Below are 22,243 nucleotides of genomic sequence, written 5' to 3' on the forward strand. Positions count from 1 at the left end.
CCGTGCCGGCGGCGAGAACATTTGGACTATTTCGTCCATCATCGTATCAGGTCAAGAGCCTGGGGTCGGGTAATGGGTGCTCGGGTGGACTGACCGGTCCGTACGGTGGCCGTGATCGAACGAGGTAGCCTGGGAGTGTGAGCAGGCCGGAGAACGTACAGCCGGAGCGGAAGCTGACGGCCCGAGGGGCCAGCACCCGCGCGCGCATCGTGGCGGCCGCCGTCGAGCTGATGTACGTCAAGGGCGTCAACGCGACCACGCTGGACGACGTCCGGGCCGCAAGCAACACCAGCAAATCGCAGCTCTACAACCACTTCCCTGACAAGGAGGCGCTGGTCCGCGCCGTCGTCGCGTCGCGGGCCGAGCAGGTGCTTGAGCGTGAGCGCGGCAACCTGGAGCGGTTGAAATCGTTCCGGGGCCTGGTCCGCTGGCGTGACGCGCTGGTGCAGCGGAACGCGTTGCAGAACGGCGCCTACGGCTGTGCGCTCGGCTCCCTGGCCAGTGAACTCGCCGACCAGGACGACCAGGCCCGCGCCACGCTCGCCGAGTCCTTCGCGCAGTGGCAGGGGTTGCTCGCCGCCGGTCTGCGGCGCATGCGGGACAACGGGGTGCTCAAGCCGGACGCCGACCCGGAGCAGCTGGCTACGGGGCTGATGGCCGCGTTGCAGGGCGGATATCTGCTCGCGGAGACCGCGCATGACATCAAGCCCATGGAGATCGCTCTCGACATGGCGCTCGACCACGTGAAGTCCTACCTCACGGCGTGACGGCCCGCGTGAGCGGACGTTCCGCTGGGGGCGTCTTCCGCGTGCGCTCTTCCGGGTACGTCGGTGTTCTGTCGGATACGCCGGCGTTCCTCCGGACGCGTCGGCGCGCGGACCGGAGTCCGCGCGCCGCGAGAGGTCAGGCCGACGCCCGCTTCGGGAGCTTCCAGCCGGGACGAGGGAAGTGGCAGGTGTACCCGTTCGGATACTTCTGCAGGTAGTCCTGGTGCTCGGGCTCGGCCTCCCAGAAGTCGCCCGCCGGGGTGACCTCGGTGACGACCTTGCCGGGCCACAGGCCCGAGGCGTCGACGTCGGCGATCGTGTCCTCGGCGACCCGCTTCTGCTCGTCGTTCGTGTAGAAGATCGCCGAACGGTAGCTGGTGCCGATGTCGTTGCCCTGGCGGTTCTTCGTCGAGGGGTCGTGCACCTGGAAGAAGAACTCGAGCAGCGCGCGGAAGTCGGTCTGCTCGGTGTCGTAGACGACCTCGATGGACTCCGCGTGGGTGCCGTGGTTGCGGTAGGTGGCGTTCGGGACGTCACCGCCGCTGTAGCCGACGCGCGTCGACACGACGCCGGGCTGGTGGCGGAACAACTCCTCCATGCCCCAGAAGCAGCCGCCGGCGAGGATCGCCTTTTCGGTGGTCACGTCGTCTCCCTAGTTGTCGTCGGTGTCACTGGTGAACAGGGTGCGGTAATCGCCGTATCCCGGCCTTTCGCCGCATGGTCGGTGAACCAGGTGGAACACACCTGAACGTGCACGTAAAGACACTGCACACCCCCGATCTATTCCTGCGCACAGCAGCCGTGCGCGCCTCCTGCGCTTACGTCTGAGGTGCCGTCGCGAGGCCTGCGCCGGCGCGCGGCAGCCACATGACGAATCTTGCCCCACGCGGTGAGTCCTCGACCGTGAGGGTGCCACGGTGGGCCTGTGCGATGTCGCGCGAGATGGCCAGGCCGAGACCGCTCCCGCCGGGGTCGCGGCGGCGGCCGTCGTCCAGGCGGACGAACCGGTCGAAGACGCGCTCGCGCTGGGCGGGCGGGATGCCGGGCCCGTCGTCGGCCACCGTGACCGCGACCCCGTCGCGGGCCGGCTCGACGCTGACCTCCACGCCGGACTCGGCGTGCCGCAACGCGTTGGCGAGGAGGTTGTCCAGCACACGGATGAGCTGGATGCGGGAGCCGACGATCTCCAGCCCGGCGGGCGCGTCCACGTCGATCGGCACGGGCGAGATCTGCGCGCGCACCTCGGCGGCGACGAGCTCGCCGAGATCGACCTTCGCGGACGGCAGCGGATCGGCGGCCCGGAGCCGGGCGAGCACCAGCAGGTCGTTGACGATCGCCTCCAGCCGGCCGACCGTGGTCAACGCACTCCTGAGCGCGTCCCTGGCGTCGACGTCGTCCGGGTAGAGCAGCGCCTCCTCCAGTTGCGTGCGCATGCCGGCGATCGGGGTGCGCAGCTCGTGGCTCGTCGTGGAGGCGAACTGGCGCAACTGCTCCACCGCGCCCTCAAGCCGGTTGAGGGTGTGGTTGGCGGTGGTGGCGAGCCGGCTGATCTCGTCGTCGCCATGCGGTTCGGGCACGCGCAGGCTGAGGTCGCTCACCGTGATCTGCGAGATGCGGGCCCTGATCGCCTCGACGGGACGCAGCGCCCGCCCCACCAGCACCCATGCGGCCCAGGCGGCGGTCGCGGTGACCGCGACGATCCCGGCCGCGATGGCGTATTCGAGCTGATGGGTGGCCAGCAGGTCCGGCTCGGGGAGTCCGGCGTAGACGACACTCGCGTCCGGCGCCGGGGTCAGCCGGATGGCCTGCAACAGCACGCACCGACCGGTCTGCGGGCACTCGCGGTACGGCTGGAACCGGGCGTCCGGCGGCGGCCGGTGCCGGCTCAGCGGCACGGCCGTGGAGGCGTCGGAGCTGGAGTTCAGCACCCGGTTGTGGACGTCCACGACCTGGACGAGGCCGACGGGCGGGCCGGCCGGAATCGGCCGCGGCAGCTCGCCCTGGCGGGCGACCGGGCTCCACCTGCTCGCCACCTGCTCGGCCAGGCGGAAGGAGCTGGACTCGACGTGGGAACGGATCGCCAGGTCCAGGGTCGCGCCGAGCACCACGAGGATGGTGGTCGCGAACAGCCCCACGATGAGGGTGCACGAGGCCCGTACGGAGTGCAGCCGCGAGCCTGCCAGGCGGCGGCCGTCCGCGCTCGCCGGGGAACCCGCACCGGCCGGCGGCCGTCGAACCGGCGCCTGGCCGGCGTCCCGCGACCTCGTGCCGGCCGGGTCGGGCACCGGCCGGCACGTCTCCGTTCCAGCGGCTGTGCCGAGACTTCTGGCATCGCCGTTGTAGTCGGTGTCCGTGTCGTAGCTCATGACGATGTCCGCTCCTTCGCTGGAAGTGGCCCCGTGAACGGTGTGCCGTGGGCGTCGTCTCGATTTCGCTACTGGACTATATGGTCCTGTTTTCTGCCGTCCAAATCGATCGTCGGGCTCAACAGGCGGCCGTTCTCGTTCGGTCGGCCCCGGCGAAGGTCACGCCGAGCCCTTTCAGCGCAGTCACGACCTCAGCGTCGTCAGCGTCGTCGGCGTCGTCGGCGGCGGCGGCGGCCCACCACACATGGCCGTCGGGACGTACGAGGAGGACCGCGGCGGTCGTCCACGGCTGTTCGCCGGCGACCACGGAGATCCCCATCGCCGCCGCGAGAGCTCCGGCTTCCGCGCCCGGCGTGCCGAGCAGGACGGGACGGCCGGACTCCAGCAGCTCGAAGAGGCCCGGAACCCTCGTGCCGACCAGGGGATGCCCGGCCGCCGGGTACGCCACGTCCAGCGCGGACAGCTTGCGGGCCAGTGCCAGCGAGAATTCGGGCACCGTCGCGATCAGCCCGTTCAGCAGTGAGCGCAGGGCGGCGCCGTCCGGCGTGGTCGCGGTGATCAGCGCCGACTGGGCGAGCGTGTGCTCCGCGAGTTGCTCGCCGATCGGGTGGCGCTCGTCGTGGTAGCCGTCCAGCAGCGCGGGGTCCGCGTCGCCGCGGGCCACGGCGGCCAGCCGCCAGCCGAGGTTCATCGCGTCCTGCACGCCGACGTTGAGGCCGACGCCGCCCGCGGGCAGGTGCATGTGCGCCGCGTCCCCCGCGAGCAGGACCCGGCCCTCGCGGTACGTCCGCGCGACCCTCGTGGCGTTGCCGAACCGGGACAGCCAGCCGGGGTCGTGCATCCCGAAGTCGCTGCCCGCCACCCGGATCGTGGTCTCCCGCAGCGCCTCCAGCGTGAACGGGTCGGCCGCGCCGTTGTGGTGGGCGTCCACGCCGGCGATGCGGTGCCTGCCGCCGCGTACCGGAACGCTGATCAGGGCGCCGTGCTCGTTGTGGGCGCTGACCACGGCCGGATCCGTGAGACGCACCTCGCCGACGTACCCATAGGACGTCGTGTCCGTGCCGGGGAACGCGATGCCCGCCGCCTTGCGGACCGTGCTGCCCGCGCCGTCCGCGCCCACGACGTAACGCGCGGTGCGGGTGTACTCGCCGCGCGGCCCGGTCACGCGCAGGGTCACGCGCTCGTCGTCCTGGTCGAGCCCGGTGACGGCGTGGCCGCGCAGGATCCGCGCTCCCTTCCCGAGCGCGTGCTCCTCCAGCAGTTCCTCGGTGCGGACCTGGGGGATGGCGAGCATGAACGGGTACGGCGTGTCGAGCGCGCTGAAGTCGAGGCGGCTCTCCAGCATGCCGAAGTGCCATTTCGGCACCGGGACCCCTTCGTCGAGGAAGCGCCGGGCCAGGCCGCGCATGGCCAGCACCTCGATCGTGCGCGGATGGACGCCCAGGGCCTTCGAATGCGGGCTGCGTTCGGCCGCGCGTTCCAGAACTACGACCGAGACCCCCGCCAGCGCCAGCTCCGCCGCGACCCACAGACCGACAGGACCCGCGCCGACCACCACGACCGAATCGTCAATTGATTGTGTAGATTCACTATTCACAGTAGGGACTCTACAATGAATTGAGGAAGGTAAGATCCGGGCATGGGTGTGCGCGGCTACAAGTCACCGGTGCGGGCCAGGCATGCCGAGGACACGCGGCGATCCATCGTCGCGGCGGCGACGGCGCTGTTCGCCGAGCAGGGCTACGCCAGGACGAGCGTCGCCGCCATCGCGGCCGCCGCCGGAGTCGCCGTCAACACCGTCTACACCAGCGTCGGCAACAAGTCCGCGCTGATCATGGCGATGTCAGAGGACGGCGCCGCGGACGCCGTGGCCGTGGAGACCGAGCGCAGGATCGGCGCGTGCTCCGATCCGCGCGAGATCCTGCGCATCCTGGCCGAGGGCACCGGGCAGGTGCGCAGGCGCCGCCAGGACGCGCTGGCGATCCTGCTCGACAACAGGAACGCCGACCCGGACGTGGCCGCCGCGGCCGAGGTGGCGCTCCGCGCGGTGCGGGACAGACTCAAGGTCGCGGCCACCCGCCTGATCGCCGTCGGCGGCCTGCGGGAGGGCCTCACCGCCAAGCAGGTCGAGCAGACGTTGTGGTTCTACTTCGGCTTCGAGGCCTGGCGGACCGTCCGCGACTTCGGCTGGAGCTGGAAGGACGCGACGGACTGGCTCGCCGAGCAGGCCACACGCGCACTGCTGCCCGCCGACGGCTGACGGCTCGCGCCCGTGAAGGGCTGCCGACACCCTCACGTGAGCGCACGCCGAGATTCGCGGTATGCGAGGTCTTGGGGCCTGATTTGTCAGAACGATAGAGTCTGGCGGTGAAGCGGGGCCCGTGCCCGGGTTGAGGAGGGGATGTCCATCACGCCCTTGTCCCTGCCGCGGCCTCCCGTGCAGGCGCCGGAGTCCGGGCGAGACGCGCTGATCGTGTGCGAGAGCCTGGTGCGGATCTACCAGTCCGGGTCGGTCGAGGTGCAGGCGCTGCAGGGGCTGGACCTGGTCGTGGACGGCGGGGAGATGGTGGGCGTCGTCGGCGCGTCCGGGTCGGGGAAGTCGACGTTGCTGTCCATCCTGGCCGGGGTCGACGCGCCCACCGCCGGTCGGGTGCGGGTCGATCGGTGGAACCTCCTGGACATGTCGCGGGCCGATCGGGTCCGGTACCGGCGGCACACCGTGGGGCTGATCCGCCAGCAGACCGCCGCCAACCTCATCCCGTACCTGACCGCGCGCCAGATGGTCGACCTGCCGATGACGGCGGCCGGCACTCCCGGCCGGTTACGTCGCGAGCGCGCCGCCGAGCTGCTCGGCCTGCTCGGCGTCGCCGAGTGCGCCGAGCGGCGGCCCGCGCAGCTGTCCGGCGGGCAGCAGATGCGGGTGGCCATCGCGGTGGCCCTCGCCAACGAGCCCAGGGTGCTGTTGGCCGACGAGCCGACCGGGGAGCTGGACAGCGCCACGTCGGCCGCGGTCTTCGGGGTGTTGCGGGAGATCAACCGGCAGTTGGGCGTCACCGTCGTCGTCGTGACCCACGATCCCGCGGTCAGCGGTCAGGTGGAGCGGACGGTGGCGATTCGCGACGGGCGCACCAGCAGCGAGGTGCTGCGGCGTACCGCCACCGGGGACGACGGCGCGCAGCAGGTGATCGCTGAGGAGTACGCGGTGATGGACCGGGCGGGGCGGGTCCAGGTGCCGCGCGACTACCGGGAGGCGCTGGCGCTGACGCGACGGGTCCGGCTGGTGCTGGAGTCCGATCATGTTTCGATCCGTCCCGACGGCGGTGGGCCAGGATGACCGGTATGAGCGGCGAACCCCTGGTCAGGGTGCGGGGCGTGCATCGCCGGTTCGGCAGCGGTGCGACCGCCGTGCACGCGTTGCGGGACGTGACGTTCGAGCTCGCGGCCGGCACCATGACCGCCCTCGTCGGGCGGTCAGGCTCGGGCAAGACGACGCTGCTCAACGTCATCGGCGGCCTGGACCGCCCGGACTCCGGCACGGTCCTCGTCGACGGTACGGACGTCACGTCCCTCGACGAGGACGGCCTGTCCCTGTTACGGCGGGAGAAGGTCTCGTACGTCTTCCAGACCTTCGGCCTGATCCCGGTGCTGTCGGCCGCGGAGAACGTGGGCGCCCCGCTGCGGCTGGCCCGCGTACCGCCGGTGGAGCGGGAGCGGCGGGTCGCGCTGCTGCTGGAGCTGGTCGGACTGGCCGCCCACGCCGAGCAGCGGCCCGGTGAGCTGTCCGGCGGGCAGCAGCAGCGCGTGGCCATCGCGCGGGCGCTGGCCGCCTCGCCCCGGCTGCTGATCGCGGACGAGCCGACCGGGCAGCTCGACGCCGAGACCGGCCTGTCGGTGATGGCGCTGCTGCGCGGGGTGGTGGAGTCGGAGGGGGTGACGGCGCTGGTCTCCACACATGACCCGACGATGCTCGCGCTGGCGGATCGAGTGATCCGCATCAACGACGGGCGGCTCGACGACGATCTGGGGGCGCGGCCCGATGAACGCTCTGACGGGCGGCTGGACTTCACCGGCCGGGGCGACTCGTGAGTTGTGAGAGCCGCCCGTGCTGAGGCTGGTCGGCCGGCGCGCCCGTGCGCAATGGCCCCTGCTGGCAGCCCTCCTCGCCGTCGCCGTGGTCGGCCCCACGCTGCTCGGCACCTGCGCCCTTCTGCTCACCCGTACCGCCGAACAGGCGCTGGAGACCGCCGCCTCCCGCGCCACTCCCGACCAGATCGACGTCACCGCCTACACCGTCACCATCCGCGGCGAGCACGCCGGATCCGTCGCCGACGACATCCGCGCCGTGCTCACCTCGGCCCTCGCCCCGTTCGCGACGACGACGGCCGCGCGCGCGTCGTCCGTGATGCGGGCGTTTCCCGGCGCCGGTGCTCCGGCCGTGGCGTACCTGTCGGGGGTGGAGGACCTGCCGGCCCGCATCCAGCCGGCCGAAGGACGCCTGCCCAGGGCGGGTGCCGCGCGGGTGGAGTCGGTGGTCCTGGAGAGCACCGCGCGGCGGCTCGGCCTGACCGTCGGCAGCCGGGTCAGCCTCGGCAGGGAGCTGGCAGACGATCCCGACCAGGGGATCGAGGTGAGCGTGGTCGGGATCGTCCGCCCGCGGCCCGGGACCGGCTGGGAGCGTGACCCCCTCGCCGCCGCCGGCCACGATCCGGCCTATCGCGACGGCCGCTCCGCACAGCCGGTGCACGCGTACGGGCCGTTCATCGTCGACCTCGCCGATCTGCTCGGCGGCGGCTCCACCCTCGACCGGCTGGAGATCACCGCCCGCCCCGACCTGTCCGCCCCCGACCGCCGCGATCTCGACACCGTCACCCAGGCCGTGCTCGGCGCCGATCGCCGGTTGGGCGAGAAGCTCGGCGATCGGGTACGCATCCAGCGCGTCGCCTCCCGGCTGCCCGCGACGCTGCTGGCCGCGCACGATCAGCAGCGGGTCACCACGGCCGCCGTGCTCGCCGTCGCCGCCATCGGACTCGTCCTGACCGCCACAGCCCTCGCCCTCGCCGGCCGGCTCAGCGCCGGTGTGCGCGGCGACGAGACCGCCCTGCTGTCCGCGCTGGGCGTCGGCCGTGGTCAGCTCGCCGGCGCCGCGCTCGCCGAGGCCGGCGCCCTCGCCGTGCTCGCCGGCGCGGTCGCGATCCCGGCGTCGTCCGCCCTGCACGCCGGGCTGACCCGGCTGCCGCCCATGGCCGGGGCCGGCCTCGCCACGCCTTTCGGCGTGAACGCCGCACAGGTGCTGTCCGTGGCCGGCGGCGCGCTGGCGCTGGCGGCGGTGCTCGTCGTGCCCTCGCTGCGGACCGCCGCCACGGGGGTGCGCGGGCGGCGGGAACTGCTCGCCCGATCCGGTGCCGACCTGCTGCTCGTGGCCCTCGCCTGCGTCGGCTGGTGGCAGTTGCGCGACCAGCCGGCCGGTTCTGGTTCCCCGATCGACGCCGTACGGGTGCTCGCTCCCGCGCTGCTGCTCATCGCCGGATCGGCGGTGACGTTGCGCCTGGTGTGGCCCGCGTTGCGGGTCGTGGAACGGCTGGCCGCCCGGGCTCGCGGGCTGACGGTGCCGCTGGCCGCGTTCGAAGCCGCCCGCAGGCCACAGGCGGTCGCGGCGGGGCTGCTGATCGGGCTGGGCTGCGCGGCGGCCACGTACGGGATCGGGTTCGACGCCACCTGGCAGCGCTCGCAGCAGGACCAGGCCGATCTGTCGGTCGGCACCGATCTCGCGCTCACCCTCGCCGCGCCGGCCGCCGCCGGGCAGGGCCGGGAGATCGGCGCGGCCACCGGGGGAGAGGTGAGCCCCGCCACCGATCGGGGCATCGCGGTCGGGCAGTGGCTCGGCGGCGCCGGTGACCCGCCGCGGCTGATCGCCGTGGACACCACGCGGGCCGGAGCGCTGCTGCGCGGGCGGCTGAACGACGGCCGCACCTGGAACGCCGTCGGCGCCGCGCTCGCGCCGCCGGGGCGCGCCGGCGGTGTCCCCGTCCGGGCCGGAGCCGCGCTCTCCCTGATCGGGAGGGCGACCGGCGCGACGCCGCTCACCGTGACGCCCCGGCTGCTGCTGCAGGACGAGACCGGGCTGCGTACGCCATGCACCGGTGCGCCCGTTCCGCTCGACGGGAAGGCGCATCGGCTGCCGGACTGCGCGACGGCCGAAGGGCTCCGGCTGGTCGCGGTGTCGCTGCCGTTCGCGGTCGCGACGGGGAACGTAGGCACTGGCTACTCCGACGCGCTGGCCGAGCTCCCGTCCGGAGACAGCCGCGTCGCCGTGACCCTCACCGTGACGGGAACCGGCACCGGAACCGGCGCGGGACCCGGATCTGAGGCGTCGCCCTGGACCGCCACCTCGGCCGGGCCGGTCCCCGGTCAGCTCGGCACCCCCGCCGTCGCCGTGACCCCCACCTCCGCCGGCACCGAGCTCAAAATGACCACGACCGTCGCGCTGAAGGGCCCGCCGGACGCCGCCAGAACGCTGGTCGCCACCGCCTTCCCGGCTCCAGGGCCGGTGCCGGTCGCCGTCTCCGCCCGCTTCGCCGGTGAGGCGGGCGCCCGGCGCGGCTCCCGGCTCGACCTCACCGTCGGGCTCACCCCCGTCCAGGTCAGGGTGGTCGAGGTGCTGCCGGCCGTGCCGTCCGCTCCTGGCGCCGCGGCCGTCCTGGCCGACTTCGACGCCCTCTCCCGCGCCCTCGCCGTCACCGGCGACTTCGACGTGCCCGTGGACGCGTGGTGGGTCGGCCGTCCCGTCAGAGCCGACGTGGCCGAGCTCCGCCTCGGCGCCGTCACCACGCGCGCGTCCGAGACCGCCCGGCTCACCGGCGGCCCGTTGAAAGCCGGGCTGCCGGCCGTGCTCCGGCTGCTCGTACCGGCCGCGGTGCTGCTGATGCTCGCGGGGCTCGTGCTGCACGTGACGTTCGACCTGCGGGCCCGCGCCGTTGAGGTGGCGCGCCTGCGGGGTCTCGGGATGACTCGGCGCGAGATCCGTACCGTGCTGCTCGGCCAGCACGCCGGCATCCTGCTGCCGCTGCTCGCGGCGGGCGCGGTCGTCGGCGCGCTGGCCACCCGCGTCGTCGCGCCGCTGCTCGTCCGTTCCGACAGCGGCGCGGCCCCCGTGCCGGAGGTGCTGCCCGTCTGGCCGTGGGCCGCCGAGGTCGTCCTGCTCATCGGACTGCCGGCCGGGTGCGCGCTGGCGGTGAGCGCCGTGGTCGTGGTCCAGACCCGGCGCGCCGACGCCGCGTATCTGCGGGTGACGTCATGAGGATCCCGGCACCCCACTGGCCCAGCGTCGCCGGTCGCGCCCGCGCCGACGCCGGGCCGCTGCTCCTCGCCGCCGTCGTGGTGGCGGCCGTCACGCTGCTGGCCGGCGCGGTGCCGCCGCTCCTGTCCGCGACCGCCGACGCCCACGTACGGGAAACGGTCCGGGGGAACGGCGGCGACCTCCAGGTCCACAGCCGGATGGAAGCCGACGACGGGCCGAACGGCAGCCGCCTCCGGCACCCCCGCCTGGCCGAGGACGTCGACGACTTCATGGCCAGGGCGACGGACGAACTCGGCCCCGGCCTGCGCGCCGCCCTGCGCCCACCGGTCGCCACCGTCATCAGCCCCACTCTCAAGATCACCGATGGCAGCGTGCTGCGGACGTTCCAGCTCGCCTACGTGGCCCGCGCCGGCGGGCCCGGCGTGACCTGGACAGCGGGCGGCCCGCCCCGGCCCACCGCCTCCGAGACGGCGTCGGTGCCCTACGGCGCGCCGCCGTGGCCGGTGCAGGTGGGCCTGTCGGAGGCGGACGCCGCCGCGCTCAGGCTCCGTCCCGGCGCCCGCCTGCCGCTCGCCGACGAGCAGGGAAATGTCAAGACGGTCCAGGTCAGCGGCATCTTCCGGCCTCACGACAGCGCCGATCCCGCCTGGCGGGCGCTGCCCGCGCTGCTGAGCCCCGTCGCCGGCGCGGACGGCAGGGGCAGTACCCGGTTCGCCGGGCTGCTGTCCCGCGACTCACTGCCCGACGCCCGGCTCGCGTTCGGCCAGGACGAGTTGCGGCGTACGGTCCGGTTCACGCCCGACCCGTCGCGGCTCACCTGGGACGCGGTCCCGCCGGTCGCCGCGAAGGTGGTCGCGCTCAAGGCGGCCTCCGGCTCCTCCGGCGCCAGGGACGGCTCGCTGAAGTGGGAGACCCGGCTCGACAGTGTGCTGCGGACCGTGAGCTCGCAGGTCGAGGCCGCGTTCGCGCAGGCGTCCCTGCTGGTCGTGACGCTGCTGGCGGTCGCCGTCCTGGTCCTGCTGCTCGCCGCCGACCTGCTGGTGCGCCGCCGTGCCCGCGTCCTGGCCGCCGCCCGGCAGCGAGGGATGTCGCTGCCGGTGATCGGGGGCGAACTGCTGCTCGAATCGGTCGTGACGGCGCTGCCGGCCGCAGCGGCCGGGCTGGGTCTGGCCCGGGCGGTCGCGCCGGGGGTCTCCTGGGAGTGGATCGCGCCCGTGGTGGTCACGGCCGTCGCCGCCGGACCGGCGTTCGGGACGCTCACCGCCGCCCGCGCCACCCGTGATCGTCGCGTTCCGGCCAATCGGAGTGCGCGGCGGTGGCTGCGTGACACCGTACGGCTGCGGCGGGCCGCTCTGGAGGCCGGCGTGCTGGTGGCCGCGTCCGGCGCCCTTGTCGCTCTCCACCAGCGTGGGATCGGCGGGGGAGTGCTGGCCGCCGGCGCCCCCGCCCTCTGCGCGCTCGCGGGCGCGCTCCTGCTGGCGCGGGCACTGCCCCTCGCGCTGCGCTTCGCGCTCAAGCGGCTGCTGCGCTCGCGCCGGCCGCTGGCGGTCTTCGGGGCCGCGCGGGCGGCGGCGGCCTCGGGCCGGGTGCTGCCGCTGCTGGTGCTCGTGACCTCCGCGGCCCTGACCTCGTACGCGCTCACCTTCGCCGCCACCATGAGCTACGGGACCGCGGCCGTCGTCGGCCAGGGCACCGCGGCCGGGCCGCTGGCCACGGGCTTGCTCCGCTTGGCCTGGGTCTCGGCGGTGACGCTGCCGGCTCTGGGCCTGCTGGGACTCGCCCTCGGCACGGCGGCCGGCGCGCCGGAGCGCTGGCAGACCCTGACCCGGCTGCGCACTCTCGGCCTGCGGCCCCGCGAGGCCCGTTGGGTCGCCGCCGGAGAACTGCTGCCACCCGTGCTGCTCGCCGCCGTGGGCGGCCCGCTGCTCGGAGCGGTGCTCGCCCACCTGACGTTCGGCTCCCTCTCCCTGCACCAGCTCACCGGCACCGGCCCGGCCCCGGCAGCGCCCTGGTGGGGGCTCGGCCTGGTGGCGGTGGTGTTCCTGGCGGCGGTCGCCGTCGTGGTGCCGGTCGAGTCGGCGCTACGCCGCCGCCGACGCCTGAGCGAGGTGCTCCGCGCGGGCGACACCTGAGCCCTAGACCGCCGACGATGCCGTAGTTCAGCGGTGCGGCGGCAGAGATGTCATCGGGTGGTACGGGGTCTCGTCCAGGCGCTGATATGCGGCCTCGATCACGTTGTCGGCGTCGATGGACGCCTCAAGCAGCGTCATGCCCCGGTCGGTGCGCCTGGTCACGGCGCGTCGCCAGCGGTCGAGGTTCTCCCTGCTGAGTTCGAGGAACCGGCGGGCCGGGATCGACAGCGGGGAGGTCGAGGTGATGGCGTAGATCGCCCGTACGGTCAGCGGTTCGATCATGCGCAGGCTCGCCCCCCTGCGCCGGGCGTCCAGGGCCTGGCGCATCGGCAGGACGGCGGCCCCGGCGCCGGCGATGACCAGCGGGACCAGCCCGGCGGGTTCGCTGACGTCCACGACGACGGTGGACTCGACGCCGATGGAGTCGAGGTAGGCCCGCCCGAACCCCCGATCCACGATCATGGGCAGGCCGCCGAGCAGGGCGGCCGGCATCGGGTCGGGGAAGTCGGCGCGCCAGCTCGGCGGCAGCGCCAGCACGACCTCGCCCTCCCCGATGCGCACGCAGTCGATGCCCTGCCGGGACACCGGCGCGACCGCGTAGGCGAGCTCGGCCTCGCCCGACCTGATCAGGTGGACGATCTCGTCGGTGTCGCCGTCGTGCTGCTTGAGCCGGACCGTGAACCCGGGATGCTCGCGCCGGAAGTGGCCCACCCACGCGGCCAGGAAGTTGGCCGTCAGGGAGGTGGAGATCGCCAGGTCGACCCGTCCGCGTTCGAGCCCCCGGTACCCCTCGGCGACCTGGCGGGCATGGTGCAGGTCACGAACCACCTGGCGGGCCGGCCCGACGAGCGCCTCACCGGCCGGGGCGAGCACCAGCCCGCGCCCGACCCGGCGGAACAGTTCCACGCCGAGGTCGCTCTCCAGACGGCGGATGATCTGTGACAGGGACGGCTGTGCCAGGTAGAGCGCGGAGGCGGCCCGGGTGATGCTGCCCTGGTCGACAACGGCGAGAAAACATTCGAGCTCGCGGACGTTCATGGTGCGATCCAATGGGGGGCTCCCGCACCAGGTCAAGCGGTGTGCCAGCCGGGATCGTCCGAGTGGGCGCCGGCGCGGGGCACCGCCAGGTCCGCCTCGACGGTGACGCCGTCGAGGGTGAAGGGCAGCGAGGGCACGGTGAAGCGGTCGCCGTCCGGCCCGACCCCCGTGGTCAGAATTCCGCCGGCCAGCACGTCTTCCGCCCGCGCCACGTCCTGGTACGTGCGCACCTCCGCCGCGACGATGCCGTGCTCGGCCAGCAGCGCGAGGCACTCGTCCGTACGCAGGCCGCCGAGTGCCTCTGAGATCTCCGCCAGGAGCGCCTCCCGGTTGGCCACCCGGGCCGGGTTGCCGGCGAAACGGGGGTCGTCGAGCATCCACTTCCTGTCGATGAGCCGGCACAGCCGGGCGAAGTGCTCGGCGGTGTAGGCCGACAGGACGATGGTCCCGTCGGCGGTGCGGACGAGGTCGGCGGCCGGGGCCACGGTCGCCTGGCCGTTGCCCTTGCGCCGCGGCTCCTGCCCCGAGGCGTGCCATTCGCCCCACATCGCCGACTGAAGGTGGATCGCGGCCTCCAGCAGCGACACCTCGGCGACCCCGCCCTCACCGGTACGCTCCCGGCGCAGCAGCGCGGCGAGGACGACCTGGACGACCGCGTAGCTCGCGGCGACGTCGGCGATGGGGAAGCCGACCCGGAGCGGATCACCGCCGAGCTCGCCGTTGACCGACATCAGCCCGCTCTCGGCCTGCGCGGCGATGTCGAGACCGGCCCGCTGCGCCGAGGGCCCACGGGAGCTGAACCCGCGGATCGAGACGTACACGAGCCTGGGGTTGGCCGCTCGCAGGTCGTCGGCCCCGAGACCGAGGCGGGCCAGCGCGTCGGCCCGCAGGTTCTGCACGACGACGTCCGCCTCCGCGATCAGGCGCAGGGCGGTCTCCCTGTCGCCTGCCTGCTTGAGGTCGAGCACGATCGAGCGCTTGCCGCGGTTGTAGGCCAGGACGATGCCCTCGCCGTACGCGCCGATGCCGCGCGCCTGGTCGCCGGCCGGCGGCTCGATCTTGATGACCTCGGCGCCCAGGTCGGACAGCAGCTGGGTCGCCGCCGGCGCGGCGATGTAGTGGCCGAACTCGACGACGCGAACTCCCTCAAGAGGGGGGATCATGCCGCTCCTACTCTCCGGTGAAGACCGGTTTGCGCTTTTCCAGGAAGGCTTGGGCGGCCCGCCGCGCATCGCCACTGCGGGCACACTCGACCATACGGGGCACCTCTCGCCGCAGGTAATCGGGCAGCGTGGCCGATCCGGCGTCGGTCAGGTTCTCCTTGGCGTACCGCATCGCCTTCGGCGCCTGCGCGGCGAGCTTGCCGGCCAGCGCGCCGACCCTGGCCGCCAGATCGGCCGTGGTCTCGGTCACGAGCCCCAGGTCGGCCGCCTCGGACGCGGTGAGCTTGGCCGGGTCGAGCAGCAGCGCCCGCGCCCGGGCGCCGCCCACCGCGCGGGTCAGCAGCCAGGCGCTGCCCAGGTCGCCGGACACCCCGGCGCTGACGAACGCCGTGTTGAACACCGCCGTCCGCGCCGCGATCCGGAAGTCGGCGGCCAGCGCGAGGCTCAGCCCCGCCCCGGCGCAGGCGCCGTTGACGGCGGCGATCGTCGGCGCCGGGAAGTACGCGAGCGTCTCCACGATGGCCGAGGCCCGGCGCAGGCGTTCGCGGTCGTCGGCCACCGAACGTCCGCGCAGCGTCCGCGTCTCCTGGTCCTGGGCGTTGTCCGAGCCGACCCGCGCGAGGTCGGCGCCGACGCAGAAGTCGGCGCCGGCGCCCGTGACGACCAGGACGCGCAGGTCCTTCTCCGCGCCGGCCCGCTCGATGGCGGCGAGGAGGTCCTGCACGAGTGGCCAGGAGATCGCGTTGCGGCGCTCGGGCCGGTTGAGGGTCAGCGTGCCGATGCCGTCGCGGAGCTGGAACAGCACGGTTCCCGTGCCGATCGCCGTCGCGCTCATCGGGGCAGGCCCAGCAGGTCGCGGGCGATGATCGTACGCTGGATCTGGGCGGTGCCGCCGGCGATCCGCTGGCCGCGTACGTGGAGGTGCCGCCAGCGGAGATGCCCGCTCTCAGAGTCGGTGCGAGGCCGGTCGGGATGCCCGTCGTCGGACTCGCCGGGATGCTCGCCGCCGGGCTCGGTGCTCAGGTGGCCGTCCACGCCGAGGACGTCGGCGCCCAGGTCGGCTATCGCCAGTCTGGTCCGTGACCACAGCAGCTTGGTGACCGAGGCGTCGGCGCCCAGGTCCTGCCCCCGGGCCGTACGGCTCATCGCGTCGTAGCCGCGGACGCGGAGCAGCTCCAGGTCGGCCCGGCAGCGGGCGATCCCGGCCCGGACCCGCGGATGTTCGATGGCCGGACGGCCGTCCTTGCGGATGCGCCTGGCCGCGGCGATCACGTCGTCGAGCTCGTGGCCGAACTCCACGTACTGGCTGATCGGGGAGGCGTTCCGCTCCACCGAGAGCAGATACCGGGCCACGGCCCAGCCGTCGCCGATCCGGCCGACCACGTTGCCCTCGACGGGCACGCGTACCTCGTCGAAGAACTCTTCGCCGAACTCGTACGAGCCGGACATCTGCCGGATCGGGCGCACGCGCACCCCCGGCAACGTCAGGTCGATCAGCAGGAAGGTGATGCCGCGCCGCCGTTCCGCCGCCGGGTCGGTGCGGACCAGCGCGAACATCGCGTCGGCGTGGCGCGCCAGCGTGGTCCAGGTCTTCTGGCCGGAGACCACGAAGGCGTCGCCGTCGCGCCGGGCGGCGGTCGAGAGGCCGGCCAGGTCGCTGCCGCTCTCCGGCTCGGAGAACCCCTGGCACCAGATCGTCTCGCCGGACAGGACGCGCGGCAGGATCGTGCGTTTCTGCGCGTCAGTGCCGTAGCGCAGCAGCGTCGGGCCGAGCAGCGCGGTGCCGAGGTAGGTCAGGCCGAGGAACGGGCCGATCGGCGCCCGGGCCCGCGCCATTTCCTCGTCGTGCACCGCCCTGATCTCGTGATCGGCCCCGCGCCCGCCGTACTCGGCCGGCCAGTCGACACCGGCGAAGCCGTGCTCGAACCGGTCCTTCTCCCAGCGCCGCCGCAGCTCCAGGGACTCCTCGCTCCCGTCGAGGCCGATCCAGAAACCCGGCTCGCGCCACGCCGCCGGCACGGACTCCGCCAGCCATCGACGGATCTCCCGCCGGAACCGCTCCGCCGCCGGCGAGTATCGAAGATCCATGCCGTGCACCACTCCTCGTCCGATCCGGCCCTGTCGCCCGCCCATCCTGAGCCCATCCTGAGCACCGTCGTTCTGGAGCGTCAAAGAGCAAAACCCATGACCGACTCATTGGGAAACGCAATGAGTCGGGGTGAATTCACGTCTTTGACGTACTTCACACCTGCACGGTGAACTGTGTGCCATTCGCGAAAGTGGACCGGTGACATGGACTTCAGCCTCAGCGAGGAGCAGGTGGCGATGGGCGGCGCCGTACGGCGCTGGCTCGATCGCCATCTGGACCTGGCGAGCGTGGCGCGGTACGCCGACACGCCCGCGGCGGGCTTCGACGCCGGGCTGCGACGCGCGGCGGCGGATCTCGGCTGGCTCGGGGTGACGGCCGCGCAGTCGGACGGCGGGCTCGGGCTCGGGCTGCTCGACCTCGCCGTGGTCGCCGAGGCGCTGGGGGCCGGGCTCGCGCCGGCGGGCGTCGGAACGGCCATGGCCGCCTGCGACGTCGTCGCGACCTCGATCGATCCGGAGCAGCGGCGCCGCTGGCTCGCGCCGATGGTCGCGGGCGACCTGGTCGGCGCGACCGCCCTGCGCGCTCCGGGCGGCTCGTGGGACCGCGCCGGCATCGCCGTCACCGTGACCGGCGGCGGCCTGCTCAACGGGGACGCCGGCATCGTCAACCATGCCGAGGACGCCGATCTCCTGCTGGTCGCGGCCACGACGGCGGCAGGACCGGCCGTGTTCGTCGCGGCGGCCGGGCATCCCGGGGTGTCGATCCGCGCGGTCGAGACCGTCGACCGGACCGTGCGCGCCGCCCGGGTGACCCTGGCCGACGTACCGGCCGAGCCGCTGCGCTGGGCGAACGACGACGTCTTCGAGAACGTCGTCCGGCGGCTGACCGTGCTGGTGAGCGCGGACCTCGTCGGCGCCGCGGGCACGGCGATGCGGATCACTCTCGACCACCTCCGTGCGCGCCGGCAGTTCGGCCGGGCGATCGGGAGCTTCCAGGCGATCCAGCACGAGCTGGCCGAGCTGTACGTCGACTGGACGACGATCACCCAGGCGTTGTGGTACACCGCCCACGCCCACGACACCGGGCGCGGCGACGCGACGCTGATGACGTCGGTGGTCAAGAGCCGCGCCGCCGACCTGGCCCGCCGGATGTCCGCCGCTTTGGTGCAGTTCCACGGCGCGATGGGCTTCACCTGGGAGCACAGCGCGCACCTGTTCTTCAAACGGCTGCACAGAGACGCCCACGACTTCGGCGACGACGGCTGGCACGACCCGATCATCGCCACGGCCGCCATCGGGCCGGGAACCCGTCCTCCCCAGTCCCTCCCAGGAGGTGCCCCATGAGTGTTGTTCCGCCAGGCGGCCGTGCCGCGTTGCCCGCGCTCCTCGCGGCCGTCGTCCTCGCCCTCGCGGCGTGCGCCGCGCCCGCTGCCCAGGGCGGCTATCCGACCAGGAACGTCCAGCTCATCGTGCCCTATCCGGCCGGCAGCGCCATCGACGCGACGGCCCGCGCGCTGGTCGAGATCGTCAACGGCGAGGGCAAGCTCGGCCGGCGCGTCCAGGTGGTGAACAGGGAGGGCGGCGCGGGCGCGGTCGGCACCACGGCGACGCTCAGCGCCAAACCGGACGGGCACACGATCGGCCTCGTGCCGGACGGCCCGCTGACGCTGCTCCCGCGGACCGAGAAGGTCTCCTACGACCCGGTGGCGATCTCGGTGATCAGCGAGGTCACCACGTCGCCGGTGCTGTTCGTGGTGCCGGGCGACTCGCCGTACAAGAGCGTCGCCGATCTGGTCACGGCCGCCAAGGCCAAGCCCGGAGCCGTCACGATCGCCGAGGGGCCGCTCAACTACGCCATCCCGGCCGGGAAGTTCGAGCAGCTCACGGGTACGCGGTTCAAGCACGTCAAGTTCGACGGCGACCAGGCCACCGTCACGGCCCTGATCGGCGGCAACGTCGAGGTGGGCGTCATGCAGCTGGCCGGCGGGATGGCGCAGCTGAAGGCGGGCAAACTGCGCGCGCTGGCCATCGCCTCCGCCGAGCCCATCGAGCTCGCCCCCGAGATCAAGACCTTCAAGCAGCAGGACGTCGCTCTGGAGTGGGAGGCGTACAACGTGGTGATCGCGCCGAAGGGACTGCCCGGCGACGCCCAGCAGAAGCTGAACGAGGTGTTCGGCGCGGCCGTCAAGAGCCCGAAGTTCGCCGAGGCGGCGCGGAAGCTCGGGCTGGTCGTCAGCGGGGCCGACGGTGAGACGGCCAAGGCGCGGCTGGCCAAGAAGACCGCTGAGGCGGCGAACCTGGTCACGGTGAAATGAGAAGATCGGGTCTTGTGCGAGAGAGCGCCAAGCCGGAGGTGATCGTCGCCGGCTCGCTGCTGGCGCTGGGTCTGCTGTACGGCGCGCTCGCCCTCGGTGAGGGCCTGGGGACGATGGCGGACACCGGGGCGGGCTTCTTCCCCTTGATCGTCGCGCTCGTGCTGGCCGTCGCCGGTGTCGTCGTCCTGGTCCAGAGCCGGCGGCGGACGCCGGGCGACGTCACCGCGCCGGGCGCCGGCGACGTCACCTCACCGGGAGGCGGTGATGTCAGCGTGGAGGACGGGGGCGACGGCGAGGTGCGCTGGTGGCGGATCGCCGGTGTGCTGGCCGCCGCCCTGCTGGTGCCGGCGGTGGGTGACACCGTGGGGATGGTCGTGACGTTGTCGATCTCCTTGGTCCTGATGGCCAAGATCATGGGGGTCTCCCGGTGGAGCAGCGCCGTGCTCTTCGGCCTCGCCTTCGGCGCGGCCACCTGGCTGATCTTCGTTCGCTGGCTGGCCGTCCCGCTGCCGAGCGGCACGCTCGGCCTGTTCTGACCCGGCCTGATGTGAACGGAAGGACGCCCCGTGGGTGACGCGATCGACAACCTCGGCGCGGGCTTCGCCACCTTCGCCGATCCGGCCTACCTCGTCCTCGCGCTGGTCGGCGTGGTGCTCGGTACGGTGGTCGGCGTGCTGCCCGGCATCGGGCCGATCGGCGCGATGTCGGTCCTGCTCGGGATGACCACGCAACTGGGCCCCACAGGATCGCTGATCCTGTTCGCCGGCATCTATTTCGGCTCCACGTACGGCGGGTCGACGACCTCGATCCTGCTCAACGTGCCCGGTGAGGCGTCGTCGGTGGTCACGGCGCTCGACGGCCACGCGATGACGAAACGGGGCAGAGCAGGGCCGGCACTGACGATCGCGGCGGTCTCCTCGTTCCTGGCGGGCACCATCGCCATCTTCGGTCTCATGATGTCGGCGCCGTGGCTGAGCGGGCTCGCGGTCAAGCTCGGTCCGCCCGAGTACCTGGCGCTGTGCGTCGCGGGACTCCTGCTGCTGGCGGCGCTCGCCGAAGGCTCCGCCGCGAAGGCGATCGTGATGATCTGTGCCGGCCTGGCGATCGGCACGGTCGGGATCGACCCGGCCGGCGGCCAGTTGCGGTTCACCATGGGGTCCGACGCCCTGGCCGAGGGCTTCAGCTTCATCGCCCTGGTCATGGGGGTCTTCGGCGTGGCGGAGGCGCTCACGATGGTCGGCCGGCACCGGCGCCCCGAGCCGGTCAAGGCCCCACGGCTCAGGGAGCTGCTGCCCAGCGGGGAGGAGTCCCGGCGGGCGGCTCCCGCGGCGGTGCGCGGCTCGGTGATCGGCTTCCTGCTGGGCCTGGTGCCAGGACCGGCCGCCGTACTGTCGACGTTCGCCTCGTACGTCACCGAGCGGAAGATCTCCAAGGACCCCGGCCGGTTCGGCAAGGGCGCGGTCGAGGGGGTGGCCGGTCCGGAGGCGGCCAACAACGCGGCGGCGGGCGCGGCGTTCGTCCCGCTGCTGGCGCTCGGGATCCCGTTCGCGCCGACCATAGCGCTCGTGCTCGCCGCGCTGCTGCTCAACGGCATCGTACCGGGGCCGACGTTCGTCGCGGACCAGCCCGAGCTGTTCTGGACCGTCATCGCCGCGATGTACATCGCCAACCTGATGCTGCTGGTGCTCAACCTTCCGCTGGTGGGGATCTTCACCCGCCTGCTGTCGATCCCGCCGCAGGCGTTGATGCCGTTCGTGATCGGGCTGTGCGTCGTGGGCGTGTACGCCGAGAACAACTCGATGTTCGACGTCGTGGTCATGCTGGTCGCGGGGCTGCTCGGCTTCGTGCTGCGCCGGGCCGGGTACAGCATGGCGCCCTTCGTGCTGGCCGTGGTCCTCCAGCCCACGCTCGAAGTCTCGCTGCGCCAGACTCTGGCCTTCTCCGACGGAAATGCCGGGTACGTGCTCGGCCGGCCTGTCACGATGGTGATCCTCGGTCTCGTCGTCCTGGCCGTGGCCCTGTCGGTACGGCGAGCGTTCCGCGCGCGGCGAGCCGTGAGCCCACGCCCCGGCCGGGTCCCGGATGAAGAAAGGGCGTCATGACTCAGCAAGCGGGATGGTCCGGTTTCGGCGGGGATGGCTGGGCCGATCTCGCGGCGATCCGGGCCCGGCTGGCGGCGGGCGCCGACCCCGGCTCGGGTGTCTACGCCTTCGGCGGTTACGAGGGGAGACCGCTGCACTTCGCGGCCGAGTGGGGCACTCCTGAGACGGTGGCCGAGCTGGCCCGTCACGTCGCCGACGTCGATGCCGAGTTCGACGACAGGACCGCGCTGTGGACGGCCGTGTTCGCCCATCGCCTGGACCACGCCCGTGCCCTGGTCGCGGCCGGGGCGGATCCGTGGCGGCCGATGATGGCCGGATGGTCTCCCGGACGGCTCGCCCTCGCCGGTCCGGCACCCGGCCTGTTCCCGTTCCCCGCCGGTCACCCGGGCCTGACCTCCGATGAGGCCGCGAAGGTCGCGGAGGCGCGACGGCTGATCGCCGCGCTGGCGGATGTCGGCGAGGACTACATGGGCGTGGCCTGCGTGGCGGAGCTCACCGCGGCCGAGGCCGTGCGGCGGCTGGAGGCCCGGCCGGCCGACGCCGCCGCCGTCGAGGCGGCCCTGGCCGATCCCTGGGCCGATCACGATGCCCACCTGGGGATCGTCGGCATCACCGATGTGCCCGGCGGATGCGTCATCACCCAGCCCTGGGGAGACGTCCCCTCTACCCCAGAAGTGACCGTGCCGCTGTCCGTGGGAACGATCTGCCACAGCTTGTTCGCCAACCCCAAGAGCGGTAACCAGGGGCTGGTGAGCCGCGACGGAGCGATCGAGGACTCCGACACCTCCCCCGGCGGCGGCCACCCCGGTGGACACCTGACGGCCGCCGAAATCCTCACCGAATACCTCTACCAGGGCGAGGCCGTGGCCTATCTGTGCGTCATGGCGGGACTGCGCCCGGATGACGCCCGGGCCGTCGCCGGCCCGCCGGATCTGTGGATACGCCTGCCGGACCGCTGAGGCCGAGCCCATGATC

18 protein-coding genes are annotated in these 22,243 nt (G+C 73.2%); 11 read left to right on the forward strand and 7 right to left on the reverse strand.

Annotated elements, in window-relative coordinates; genetic code table 11:
- The first annotated feature begins 137 nt into the window (after positions 1 to 137).
- The gene (locus AB0C27_RS49875) at positions 138 to 767 is read left to right on the forward strand and encodes a TetR family transcriptional regulator (protein ID WP_357861189.1); all 630 of its coding nucleotides are present in this window, start codon (positions 138 to 140) and stop codon (positions 765 to 767) included.
- Between the two features lie 136 nt (positions 768 to 903).
- On the opposite strand, the gene msrA is transcribed toward AB0C27_RS49875, so the two are convergent.
- The 3 genes from msrA to AB0C27_RS49890 form a co-directional block, all read right to left on the reverse strand.
- Positions 904 to 1,410 (reverse strand): peptide-methionine (S)-S-oxide reductase MsrA, encoded by a 507-nt coding sequence (gene msrA / locus AB0C27_RS49880; protein ID WP_357861192.1) that lies wholly within the window; start codon positions 1,408 to 1,410, stop codon positions 904 to 906.
- 175 nt (positions 1,411 to 1,585) lie between these two features.
- Positions 1,586 to 3,133, reverse strand: a complete 1,548-nt coding sequence (locus tag AB0C27_RS49885) for a HAMP domain-containing sensor histidine kinase (protein ID WP_357861195.1) — start codon at positions 3,131 to 3,133, stop codon at positions 1,586 to 1,588.
- Between the two features lie 118 nt (positions 3,134 to 3,251).
- Complete coding sequence (locus AB0C27_RS49890) at positions 3,252 to 4,691, reverse strand: FAD-dependent monooxygenase (protein ID WP_357861197.1); 1,440 nt, start codon at positions 4,689 to 4,691, stop codon at positions 3,252 to 3,254.
- Positions 4,692 to 4,772: 81 nt separating this feature from the next.
- Between AB0C27_RS49890 and AB0C27_RS49895 the strand changes: the two genes are divergently transcribed.
- From AB0C27_RS49895 to AB0C27_RS49915, 5 genes are all read left to right on the forward strand, one after another.
- The gene (locus tag AB0C27_RS49895) at positions 4,773 to 5,393 is read left to right on the forward strand and encodes a TetR family transcriptional regulator (protein WP_357861200.1); all 621 of its coding nucleotides are present in this window, start codon (positions 4,773 to 4,775) and stop codon (positions 5,391 to 5,393) included.
- A 141-nt stretch (positions 5,394 to 5,534) separates the two neighbouring features.
- A complete protein-coding gene (locus AB0C27_RS49900) occupies positions 5,535 to 6,467 on the forward strand; it encodes an ABC transporter ATP-binding protein (RefSeq protein ID WP_357861203.1) in 933 nt (310 codons plus the stop codon).
- Between the two features lie 5 nt (positions 6,468 to 6,472).
- Positions 6,473 to 7,219: an ABC transporter ATP-binding protein gene (locus tag AB0C27_RS49905; protein ID WP_357861206.1), complete on the forward strand. Its 747-nt coding sequence runs from the start codon at positions 6,473 to 6,475 to the stop codon at positions 7,217 to 7,219.
- A 16-nt stretch (positions 7,220 to 7,235) separates the two neighbouring features.
- On the forward strand, positions 7,236 to 10,430 hold the full coding sequence (locus tag AB0C27_RS49910) for an FtsX-like permease family protein (protein WP_357861209.1): 3,195 nt from the start codon (positions 7,236 to 7,238) through the stop codon (positions 10,428 to 10,430).
- Entirely contained in the window at positions 10,427 to 12,562 is a 2,136-nt protein-coding gene (locus AB0C27_RS49915) for an FtsX-like permease family protein (RefSeq protein ID WP_357861212.1), read from the forward strand. Before AB0C27_RS49910 ends, AB0C27_RS49915 begins: the two co-directional genes overlap by 4 nt.
- A 27-nt stretch (positions 12,563 to 12,589) precedes the next feature.
- Here AB0C27_RS49915 and AB0C27_RS49920 read toward each other — a convergent pair whose 3' ends face one another.
- Genes AB0C27_RS49920 through AB0C27_RS49935 form a run of 4 tightly spaced genes read right to left on the reverse strand, consistent with a single transcriptional unit; the run spans position 12,590 to position 16,851 of the window.
- On the reverse strand, positions 12,590 to 13,600 hold the full coding sequence (locus tag AB0C27_RS49920) for a LysR family transcriptional regulator (protein WP_357861215.1): 1,011 nt from the start codon (positions 13,598 to 13,600) through the stop codon (positions 12,590 to 12,592).
- A gap of 32 nt (positions 13,601 to 13,632) precedes the next feature.
- Positions 13,633 to 14,763, reverse strand: coding sequence for a CoA transferase (locus tag AB0C27_RS49925; RefSeq protein ID WP_357861217.1), 1,131 nt, complete (start codon positions 14,761 to 14,763; stop codon positions 13,633 to 13,635).
- A 7-nt stretch (positions 14,764 to 14,770) separates the two neighbouring features.
- Entirely contained in the window at positions 14,771 to 15,598 is an 828-nt protein-coding gene (locus AB0C27_RS49930) for an enoyl-CoA hydratase-related protein (protein WP_357861220.1), read from the reverse strand.
- A complete protein-coding gene (locus tag AB0C27_RS49935; protein WP_357861223.1) occupies positions 15,595 to 16,851 on the reverse strand; it encodes an acyl-CoA dehydrogenase family protein in 1,257 nt (418 codons plus the stop codon). The genes AB0C27_RS49930 and AB0C27_RS49935 overlap by 4 nt, the downstream gene beginning before the upstream one ends.
- 204 nt (positions 16,852 to 17,055) lie before the next feature.
- Between AB0C27_RS49935 and AB0C27_RS49940 the strand changes: the two genes are divergently transcribed.
- Genes AB0C27_RS49940 through AB0C27_RS49960 form a run of 5 tightly spaced genes read left to right on the forward strand, consistent with a single transcriptional unit; the run spans position 17,056 to position 22,227 of the window.
- Positions 17,056 to 18,195: an acyl-CoA dehydrogenase family protein gene (locus tag AB0C27_RS49940; protein WP_357861225.1), complete on the forward strand. Its 1,140-nt coding sequence runs from the start codon at positions 17,056 to 17,058 to the stop codon at positions 18,193 to 18,195.
- Entirely contained in the window at positions 18,192 to 19,166 is a 975-nt protein-coding gene (locus AB0C27_RS49945; RefSeq protein WP_357861228.1) for a tripartite tricarboxylate transporter substrate binding protein, read from the forward strand. Before AB0C27_RS49940 ends, AB0C27_RS49945 begins: the two co-directional genes overlap by 4 nt.
- 14 nt (positions 19,167 to 19,180) lie before the next feature.
- Positions 19,181 to 19,702: a tripartite tricarboxylate transporter TctB family protein gene (locus AB0C27_RS49950; RefSeq protein ID WP_357861231.1), complete on the forward strand. Its 522-nt coding sequence runs from the start codon at positions 19,181 to 19,183 to the stop codon at positions 19,700 to 19,702.
- Between the two features lie 30 nt (positions 19,703 to 19,732).
- Positions 19,733 to 21,268 (forward strand): tripartite tricarboxylate transporter permease, encoded by a 1,536-nt coding sequence (locus AB0C27_RS49955; protein ID WP_357861234.1) that lies wholly within the window; start codon positions 19,733 to 19,735, stop codon positions 21,266 to 21,268.
- Positions 21,265 to 22,227 (forward strand): ankyrin repeat domain-containing protein, encoded by a 963-nt coding sequence (locus AB0C27_RS49960; protein ID WP_357861237.1) that lies wholly within the window; start codon positions 21,265 to 21,267, stop codon positions 22,225 to 22,227. Before AB0C27_RS49955 ends, AB0C27_RS49960 begins: the two co-directional genes overlap by 4 nt.
- Positions 22,228 to 22,243 lie beyond the last annotated feature (16 nt).

This window comes from Nonomuraea sp. NPDC048882 (genome assembly GCF_040649755.1).
Classification (GTDB): Bacteria; Actinomycetota; Actinomycetes; order Streptosporangiales; family Streptosporangiaceae; genus Nonomuraea; species Nonomuraea maheshkhaliensis.

Excerpts from the sequence above, each read along its gene's own strand:
- AB0C27_RS49885 (WP_357861195.1), bottom strand. The coding sequence starts at position 3,133 with ATGAGCTACGACACGGACACCGACTACAACGGCGATGCCAGAAGTCTC.
- AB0C27_RS49895 (WP_357861200.1), top strand. The coding sequence starts at position 4,773 with ATGGGTGTGCGCGGCTACAAGTCACCGGTGCGGGCCAGGCATGCCGAG.
- AB0C27_RS49900 (WP_357861203.1), top strand. The coding sequence starts at position 5,535 with ATGTCCATCACGCCCTTGTCCCTGCCGCGGCCTCCCGTGCAGGCGCCG.
- AB0C27_RS49905 (WP_357861206.1), top strand. The coding sequence starts at position 6,473 with ATGAGCGGCGAACCCCTGGTCAGGGTGCGGGGCGTGCATCGCCGGTTC.
- AB0C27_RS49915 (WP_357861212.1), top strand. The coding sequence starts at position 10,427 with ATGAGGATCCCGGCACCCCACTGGCCCAGCGTCGCCGGTCGCGCCCGC.
- AB0C27_RS49920 (WP_357861215.1), bottom strand. The coding sequence starts at position 13,600 with ATGAACGTCCGCGAGCTCGAATGTTTTCTCGCCGTTGTCGACCAGGGC.
- AB0C27_RS49925 (WP_357861217.1), bottom strand. The coding sequence starts at position 14,763 with ATGATCCCCCCTCTTGAGGGAGTTCGCGTCGTCGAGTTCGGCCACTAC.
- AB0C27_RS49930 (WP_357861220.1), bottom strand. The coding sequence starts at position 15,598 with ATGAGCGCGACGGCGATCGGCACGGGAACCGTGCTGTTCCAGCTCCGC.
- AB0C27_RS49935 (WP_357861223.1), bottom strand. The coding sequence starts at position 16,851 with ATGGATCTTCGATACTCGCCGGCGGCGGAGCGGTTCCGGCGGGAGATC.
- AB0C27_RS49940 (WP_357861225.1), top strand. The coding sequence starts at position 17,056 with ATGGACTTCAGCCTCAGCGAGGAGCAGGTGGCGATGGGCGGCGCCGTA.
- AB0C27_RS49945 (WP_357861228.1), top strand. The coding sequence starts at position 18,192 with ATGAGTGTTGTTCCGCCAGGCGGCCGTGCCGCGTTGCCCGCGCTCCTC.
- AB0C27_RS49960 (WP_357861237.1), top strand. The coding sequence starts at position 21,265 with ATGACTCAGCAAGCGGGATGGTCCGGTTTCGGCGGGGATGGCTGGGCC.